The sequence below is a fragment of the Agromyces sp. P1_H4 genome (genome assembly GCF_056405255.1).
The window spans coordinates 1-1959 of the sequence record NZ_JBFUCL010000487.1 but is presented as its reverse complement, the minus strand read 5'-3'; the positions used below and the strand labels follow the sequence as shown (position 1 = coordinate 1959).

Sequence of the window (1959 nt, the reverse complement as noted above, 5' to 3'; positions counted from 1 at the left end):
GAGTACGCCGTGGTGCCAGCCGGGCCCAACGGCACGCCCGACGCGTCGGTGCTGCGCGAACGGGCCGGCGCCTCCGACACCGAGGTGCTCGGCGGCGAGTACCTCCTCGCCCGCGACCTCGTCGGCGGCTACGCGAAGGAGCTCGGTTACGACTCGGCCGACGACGCCCGCGCCGCCGTCTCGCGCACCGTGCGCGGTGCCGAGCTCGAGGGCGTCACCTACGACCGGCTGTTCGACTACTACGCCGACGTCGAGCAGTACGGCCTCCAGAACGCCTGGCAGGTCCTCGTGGCCGACTACGTGACCACCGACGACGGCACCGGAATCGTGCACCAGGCCCCCGCGTACGGCGAGGAGGACCAGAAGATCGGCGAGGCCGCCGGCATCCCGGTCGTCATCTCCCTCGACGACGCGGGCCGGTTCCTGCCGGCGGTGACGGATGTCGCGGGGCTCCTCTGGAGCGACGCGAACAAGCCGCTCACCCAGCTGCTCAAGGCCGAGGGGCGCCTGCTGCGGCAGGCGAGCTACGAGCACTCGTACCCGCACTGCTGGCGGTGCCGCAACCCGCTCATCTACAAGGCGGTCTCGAGCTGGTTCATCCGCGTGCCCGAGTTCCGCGACCGGATGGGCGAGCTGAACCAGGACATCACCTGGGTGCCCGAGAACGTCAAGGAGGGGCAGTTCGGCAAGTGGGTCGCGGGCGCCCGCGACTGGTCGGTCAGCCGCAACCGCTACTTCGGCTCGCCCATCCCGGTGTGGAAGAGCGACGACCCCGAGTATCCGCGCGTCGACGTGTACGGCTCGCTCGAGGAGATCCAGCGCGACTTCGGCCGGGTGCCCGTGAACACGGCGGGCGAGCCCGACCTGCACCGTCCCTACATCGACGAGCTCACGCGGCCGAACCCCGACGACCCCACCGGGAGGTCGACGATGCGGCGCATCCCCGACGTGCTCGACGTGTGGTTCGACTCGGGCTCCATGCCGTTCGCGCAGGTGCACTACCCGTTCGAGAACCAGGAGTGGTTCGACACGCACCATCCCTCCGACTTCATCGTCGAGTACATCGGCCAGACCCGTGGATGGTTCTACGTCATGCACGTACTCTCGACCGCGCTGTTCGACCGCCCCGCGTACAAGAACGTGGTGAGCCACGGGATCGTGCTCGGCAGCGACGGGCAGAAGATGTCGAAGTCGCTGCGCAACTACCCCGACGTCTCCGAGGTCTTCGACCGCGACGGTGCCGACGCCATGCGCTGGTTCCTGATGTCGAGCTCGGTGCTGCGCGGCGGCAACCTCATCGTCACCGAGGAGGGCATCCGCGAGGGCGTGCGGCAGGTCATGCTGCCGCTCTGGAGCACCTGGTACTTCTTCTCGCTCTACGCCAACACGGCACGGGAGGGTGGCTACGAGGCGACCCGTCGCACCGACTCGACCGACGTGCTCGACCGTTACCTGCTCGCCAAGCTCCGCGACCTCGTGACCGCCGTCACGGACGACCTCGAGGCGTTCGACTCGACCCTCGCCTCCCAGAAGCTCCGGGACTTCGCCGACGTGCTGACGAACTGGTACGTGCGCCGCTCGCGCGACCGGTTCTGGGCTGGCGTCGGCGAGGACGGCTCGGGTGCCGAGGCGTTCGACACGCTGTTCACCGTGCTCGAGACGTACACGCGACTGGCGGCGCCGCTGCTGCCGCTCATCGCCGACAAGGTGTGGCGCGGACTCACGGGCGGGCGCAGCGTGCACCTCACCGAGTGGCCCGACGCCGGGGAGTTCCCCGCCGACCACGCCCTGGTCGCCGCGATGGACTCGGTGCGCGAGATCAGCGGCGCGACGCTCGCCCTGCGCAAGCAGGCCGGCCGTCGAGTGCGGCTTCCGCTCGCGAGGCTCACGGTCGTGACGACGGATGCCGCGGCGCTGGCGCCGTTCGAGGGCATCCTGCGCGACGAGCTGAACGTGAAG

Annotated in this window: 1 protein-coding gene; it reads left to right on the top strand. The window is 69.8% G+C overall.

The window, feature by feature from the left end:
- Positions 1-1959 (top strand): isoleucine--tRNA ligase (locus AC1DY2_RS19180; protein ID WP_476763858.1); only part of this gene is annotated, 1959 nt, incomplete at both ends.